This window comes from Nocardia amamiensis NBRC 102102 (assembly GCF_001612745.1).
GTDB classification, from domain to species: domain Bacteria; phylum Actinomycetota; class Actinomycetes; order Mycobacteriales; family Mycobacteriaceae; genus Nocardia; species Nocardia amamiensis.
On the sequence record NZ_BDBA01000075.1, the window covers coordinates 1 to 6,560 of the forward strand.

Consider the following 6,560-nt stretch of genomic DNA (forward strand, 5'->3'; position numbering starts at 1 on the left):
CCACGGCGTCGGCTTCCGCGACCACGTCCGTGGTCTCGTCGTCCAGCACGTCCTCGCTCAACTGCGACTCGAGTTCGGCGAACGGAGCTTGCGTCCGGTCCGTGGCGGCGGGCACGTACTCCTGGACGACGAGGTGCGCGTTGGTGCCTCCGAAGCCGAAGCCGGAGATGCCGACCGTCGCCTTGCCGCTGTAGCGCGGGAACTCGGTCGGCTCATCGACGACCTTCAGGTGCGCCTGGTCCCACGGAATGTACGGGTTCGGACCGGCGTAGTTGATGTTCGGCGGAATGACGTTGTGCTGGAACGACATGACCACCTTCGCCAGGCTCGCCGCACCGGCGCCCGCCTCCAGGTGACCGAAGTTGGTCTTGGCCGAACCGAGCAGCGCCGGCTTGTCGGCGTCGCGGCCCCGGCCGACGACGCGGCCCAGCGCGTCCGCCTCGATCGGGTCGCCGAGCAGGGTGCCGGTGCCGTGCGCCTCGACGTAGTCGACCGAGGACGGCGCGATCCCCGCGTCGCGATAGGCACGCCGCAGCACCTCGGCCTGGGCGTCCGGGTTCGGCGCGAGCAGGCCGTTGGACCGGCCGTCGCTGTTGACCGCCGACCCCTTGATCACGGCGTAGATCTTGTCGCCGTCGCGCTCGGCGTCGGCGAGCCGCTTCAGCACGACCAGACCGCCGCCTTCGGAGCGGACCATGCCGTCGGCATCGCTGGAGAACGCCTTGATGTGCCCGTCCTTGGCGATGCCGCCGTTGGCGTCGAAACCGAGCGTGGCCATCGGAGCCAGCAGCATGTTCACGCCACCGGCCAGCGCCAGATCGGCCGCACCGCTGCGCAGCGCCTGCACCGCCTCGTGCACCGCCACCATCGTCGAGGAGCACGCGGTGTCGACGGCCACCGACGGACCGCGGAAGTCGAAGAAGTACGAGACCCGGTTCGGGATGATGGATGTGACGCTGCCCATGATCGCGTAGCCCTCGGCCGACACCGGCACGTTCGGATCACGCTCGCTGCCCAGCCCGAGCGCCGCGAGCAGCATGAAGTCGTTGCCCGTCGAGCCGATGAACACGCCGACCGGCGCACCCTTGAGATCGCTGGCCGGAATCCTGGCGTGTTCCAACGCCTCCCAGGTCAGCTCCATCATCAGTCGCTGCTGCGGATCCACGCGCTCGACCTCGACCGGCGACATGGCGAAGAACTCGGCGTCGAAGCCTTTGACGACCTCTTGGTCGAGGTAGCCGCCCTTGGTGTTGGCGTTCTCGATCACCTCGGCCAGCTGCGGCTCGGCCAGAAACTCCGACCAGCGTCCTTCGGGCCGCTCGCGGATGCCGTCGCCGCGGCCGATGAGGAATTCCCAGGTCGACTCGGGGGTGTCGCCCGCACCGGGCAGTCGCGTCGACAAACCGACGATCGCGATGTCGTGCGCCTCGCCGGGACGGTAGCCCGCGGTGTAGAACGCGTCGTCCGCGGATTCCTCCGGTACGTCCGGCTCACCGTTGATGATCCGCTCGGCCAGCGCCGCGATGGTCGGATGCTGGTACACGATGGTCGCGTTCAGCATCACCCCGGTCAGTTCCTCGATGTCGCCGCCGAGCGCGATGGCATCGCGCGAGGCGAGCCCGAACTCCTCCATCGGCCGGTCCACCGTGATCTGCTCGATCGGCTGTCCGGTCGCGTCGGCGACCCACCGCCGCAGCCACTCGCGCAGCTCCGCGACCGACATGCCGGTCTGCGCGCCGCCCTTCGCGGACTCGGCCGGGGCCGTCGCATCGGCGACGGTTTCCGCGGGCGGGGTGTCGGTCGTCTGGGTGGGCGTGCCCTCGTTGTCAGCCATCAATTCCTCAAGCTACCTGTCTGCGTACCGGGCGTACCGTGAATTGACGCTCGGCGTGGGAAGGTCGGCGCCGAGCGTCAATGGTCGGTCCGAGGCCGCCCTTGGCAATTACTCTTCCGGTGCATCGGGGAAAGCTTGCTGGGTGTAACCACCCCGCAGTGTTCCCTCCAGATAGGCGGCCCGACAGGCCCGCCGGGCGATCTTGCCGCTGGACGTGCGCGGAATAGAACCCGCGGGCACCAGCAGGACGTCGCGAACGGTGACGCCGTGGCGTTGCGCGACCGCTGCCCGCACCGCGTCGGCGATCGGCAGCGGATCGGCCTTGCCAGCGCCCGGACCGCGCTCGCCGACGATGACCAACTGCTCGGAGGCGTCGTCGGCGTCGAACTTCAGGCCGGAGTGGCTGCCCTGCTCGAACACCTCGGCCGGGAGCTGGTTGGCCGGCACCGAGAAGGCGGCGACGAAGCCGGGGCGCAGTGCCGTGCTGGCTTCCTGCGCGGAGTACTCCAGATCCTGCGGGTAGTGGTTGCGCCCGTCCACGATCACCAGGTCCTTGACGCGGCCGGTGATGTAGAGCTCGCCCTCGAAGTACACGCCGTAGTCGCCGGTGCGCATCCAGTTCGCGTCCGGCTCGGTGCCTTCGGCGTGGCTGCCCGCGGGCAGCCGGTGGGTGACCTTGTTCCGGAACGTCGACGTGGTCTCGTCCGGACGACCCCAGTAACCGATGCCCATGTTCTTGCCGTGCAGCCAGATCTCGCCGACCGAGCCGTCGGGCAGCTCGCGGCCGCCGCCCTCGGATTCCACCGACTCCGGATCGACGATTGTCGCCCACTGCGAGAGCGCGACGTAACCGCAGGACACCTGCGCGATCGCGTCCTCGTGACCGGGCTCGACCTTCACCATGCGGCCGCCGTTGAGCTCTTTGCGGTCGACGTAGGTGACCTTGGCCTCGTCCTCGGACTTGGTGGCGGAGACGAACAGAGTCGCCTCGGCCATGCCGTAGCACGGCTTGATGGCGGTCTTGGGCAGGCCATAGGGCGCGAACGCCTCGTTGAACTTCTTCATCGACGACGTGGTCACCGGCTCGCTGCCGTTGATCAGGCCGATGACGTTCGACAGGTCCAGCGACTCGCCGGCCTTCGGCAGACCGCGCGCCGCGGCGTGCTCGAAGGCGAAGTTGGGTGCGGCGGCGAAGGTTCCGGCGCCGTCGGAGACCGCGGCCAGCTCCTTGATCCAGCGATAGGGGCGGCGCACGAACGCGCTCGGCGACATGATGGTGATGTACTTGCCGCCCACCGCGGGCAGGATCACCGTCAGCAGGCCCATGTCGTGGAACAGCGGCAGCCAGGTGACGCCGCGCGAGTTCCAGTCCAGCTTGATCGCGTCCACCATCTGCAGCAGGTTGGTGCCGACGGCGCGGTGGGTGATCTCGACACCGGCCGGAACCCGGGTGGAGCCCGAGGTGTACTGCAGGTAGGCGATGTCGTCGATGGCGATGTCCGGACGCACCCAGCTCTCGCCGACGCTGTCCGGGATCGCGTCCACCGCGATGATGCGCGGGCGCTGGGCAGCGGGAAGCGAGCGGAAGAACTGCCGGACTCCGGCCGCCGAGGAGCTCGCGGTCAGGATGGCGGAGGGCTCACAGTCGCCGAGCACGGCGTGCAGACGGTCGGTGTGGCCTGGCTCGTCCGGGTCGAACAGCGGGACCGAGATGGTGCCCGCGTAGATCGCGGCGAAGAAGGAGATCACGTAGTCCAAGCCCTGCGGAGCGAGGATCGCGACCCGGTCGCCCGGGTTGGTCACCTGCTGCAGTCGAGCGGCCACCGCGCGCAGCCGAATACCGAACTCACGCCACGTCAGCTCCTGCGCCTCGCCGTCGCGCTCGCGCGAGTAGTCGATGTAGCGATACGCCAGGGTGTTCGCGTCGTTCCGAGTGTGCTTCTCGACGTGATCGACCAGGGTGTGATCCTCGGGAATTCGGATGTTCCCGGTTTCGTCCAGGTAGTCGTCGAAAGTCTCTTCCATTCCTTCTTCTCCTCCGAGGCACACGCAGCAAGACGGCCAGATCGCCGCTATTACCTGTGAGGCCCCGACTCGCTTTCGCCCGCGGGTGCTCCAAGTGCAGAGCCAGCCTGCAGATTTTGTGCGGTCTGCGCGGTGACCGCTTATCGGCTAGATGTACTCAAACCAGAGTCATGTTACAGAGAAGACCGGCTCACTCGTCCCGCAGCAGGGGAATAACGGGGGCGAACGCGTCCATCTGGGTGGGGAAAACGCCGACATAGGACATCGAGGTGAGTTGCCGCACACGTCGGATCTGCTCGGCGATCTCCTCGAACGTGCCGATCGCCACGTAGGGCGAGTTCAGGATGTCCTCGACCGACAGCTGCACGTCCACCTCGAGATTCGGGTGCAGTCCCCGGTCCAACGCCGACAGCGCCATCTCCGCGGTCTTCTCGCGATCGTCGGTGATCACGATGGCGGTGATGGCCCAGTTCAGCTCGATGTCGGCGAACCGGTCACCGGCGGCCTCCTTGATCAAATTCACCTTTTCGATGGCCTTCTCGATGGTGATGCCGGAGAGCAGGCCCTTGCCGTTCTTGGTGGTGACCGGAACGACGGAGATGATGTCGGCGTGCTTGGCCGCCAGGCGGAGCATCTTCGGACCGCCGCCGCCGGTGCAGATCGGCGGACGCGGGCCCTGCCGCGGCCGAGGAGTCCCCTTGACGCCGCGCACCTGGTAGTGCTTGCCCTCGAAGGTGCACTCCTGGCCGCGCAGCAGCACGTCGAGAATGGTCAGCGCCTCGTCCAGCTTCTCCAGCCGGACACCGGGCGACTCGTAGGGGATGCCCGCGTTCTCGAACTCTTCCTTGATCCAGCCCGCGCCGAGGCCGACCTCGAGCCTGCCCTTGGACAGCACGTCGATCGTGGCGAGGTCCTTGGCCAGCACCACCGGGTGGCGGAAGCCATTCGCCAGCACCGAGGTTCCGAGCCGGATCTTCTCGGTGGCCTGGGTCAGCGCGCCGAGCGCGGCGATCGGGCCGATCTGCTCACCGAGGTGGTCCGGCACGACGAAGCTGTCGAAGCCGTACTCCTCGGCCTGCTGGGCGGTCTGGACGAACTTGCGGGCCCCGCCCTCCTGCTTGTTTCCCTCGCCGGCCGCCGCGAAGCGGAACGGGCGCAACGGAGTGCCCAGCGCGGTCAACGCAGCATCCGCGTCGCGGCGCGCCGTGGTGGCCGATGCGGCGGCTTCTGTCATGAACTCATGCTCCTGGCTGTAAGGAATTACGGGCGCGACGCCCGTCCGAGGTCTGCTGCGGCGTTGCCCGGCGTCGCGATCACCAGCGCACTTTACAGCGTGCTGCCGAACTCGAGTTGCGCTTGTCACGCCAACGGGGTGCGGGGTATCTCACGTGCTGTGCATTCTCATGAATGCGCGGGATGCGGCGCGGCCTCGATCAGGCCCGCCGCCCAGTTCGCCGTCCACTGCGTCGATGTGCTGCCATCGGGGTCGACGACGAAGCCGTTGTAGAGCGCGTGCACCGGGTTGCCTGCCGCCCGGACCAGCGCGTTCACGCTGCCCACGATGTTCAACGGACTCAGTGCCTCGCGCGGCGCGTCACAGATCAGATCGCCGGGCGCGCAGATGGTGTAGGTGCGGTCGGCGAGCGCGCCGAAGCCTCCTTGACGCGGACCGGTCATCGTGATGCCGGGCACATTCAACCCCCGCAACGCGACTTCGGCACCCACGCCGGGCGGCGGCGTCCCCACCTGGATCGCCTGACCCGGGCCGGTCTCGCCGGTACGCCGTCCATCGGCGATCAACGTCACGCCGAGCACCAAGTCTGCGGGTACAGGCCCCTTGCCTGCGCCGATCTGCGCGGCGACGTCACCCGCGATCACCGCGCCCTGGGAGAACCCCGCGAGCACATAGGTGGTCAGCGGACACTCCTGATGCCGGGCGGCCATGGCATCGACCATCCGCCGCATGCCCTCGGACCGGCTGTTGTTGTAGGACTGCTGTCCGTCCGGCGGAATCGCGATGGGGTTGGAGAACTGCGCGACATACGGGACGGTGTACACGTCCAGCCGCTCCGCCGGGAATTGCTGAGCGACCGGGCCGGAAACGTTGAGCATCAGCGACAACGGGTTGGCGGTCGGGTTGTGCGGGTCGTCGTAGCTGTTCGACTCCCAGGTGCCCGGCACCGAGATCATCTGCACATCGGGGCAACTCGCCGGCTGCGAGGTCGGCCGTTCCGGCGGCTTCGGACCGGGAACGGGCGGGCGAAGGCGTCCCGCGAGCAGATACCACAGCAGCAGGACGACGAGGACGATCAGCACGATGCCGCCGATCGCGATCAGGCACCCCGCCGGCTTGGACCGGCGGGACACCGAACGGACACGCGAACTCACTGGCAGTACGTCGCGCGCGCGGTCGTGATGTAGATCTGCCCGGCCTTCTCGACCGGCATCTTGGACGGGTCGAAGGACGGGTCGGAACCGGCCATGGCGTTCACGAAGGTCATCAGATCCTGGTCGGACGCGCCCGCGGCGGTGCCCTGGCAGACGTACGCGCCGATGCTGAGCGCGATGTCCGGCGTGGACGGGGTGATGCCCTGCTTGGCCAGCTCGTCGAGGAAACGCTTGTCCTTGGCGGAGAGACCCGAGGTATCCGCGGGCGGGACGGCCTCGGTCGGCACCGGCTGCGGACGTTCGGGCGCCTCGG

Annotated in this window: 5 protein-coding genes; all 5 read right to left on the reverse strand. The window is 68.1% G+C overall.

The window, feature by feature from the left end:
- On the reverse strand, positions 1–1,723 hold a 1,723-nt coding region (locus NA4_RS15695; RefSeq protein ID WP_245671390.1), incomplete at its 3' end, for a type I polyketide synthase.
- Between the two features lie 219 nt (positions 1,724–1,942).
- Complete coding sequence (fadD32, locus tag NA4_RS15700) at positions 1,943–3,859, reverse strand: long-chain-fatty-acid--AMP ligase FadD32 (RefSeq protein WP_067470373.1); 1,917 nt, start codon at positions 3,857–3,859, stop codon at positions 1,943–1,945.
- 190 nt (positions 3,860–4,049) lie between these two features.
- Positions 4,050–5,093: an LLM class F420-dependent oxidoreductase gene (locus NA4_RS15705; RefSeq protein ID WP_067470374.1), complete on the reverse strand. Its 1,044-nt coding sequence runs from the start codon at positions 5,091–5,093 to the stop codon at positions 4,050–4,052.
- 167 nt (positions 5,094–5,260) lie between these two features.
- Positions 5,261–6,226, reverse strand: a complete 966-nt coding sequence (locus tag NA4_RS15710) for a cutinase family protein (RefSeq protein WP_067470375.1) — start codon at positions 6,224–6,226, stop codon at positions 5,261–5,263.
- Between the two features lie 17 nt (positions 6,227–6,243).
- A partial coding sequence (locus tag NA4_RS15715) for a DUF732 domain-containing protein (protein ID WP_157129042.1) occupies positions 6,244–6,560 on the reverse strand: 317 nt, incomplete at its 5' end.

Excerpts from the sequence above, each read along its gene's own strand:
- fadD32 (WP_067470373.1), bottom strand. The coding sequence starts at position 3,859 with ATGGAAGAGACTTTCGACGACTACCTGGACGAAACCGGGAACATCCGA.
- NA4_RS15705 (WP_067470374.1), bottom strand. The coding sequence starts at position 5,093 with ATGACAGAAGCCGCCGCATCGGCCACCACGGCGCGCCGCGACGCGGAT.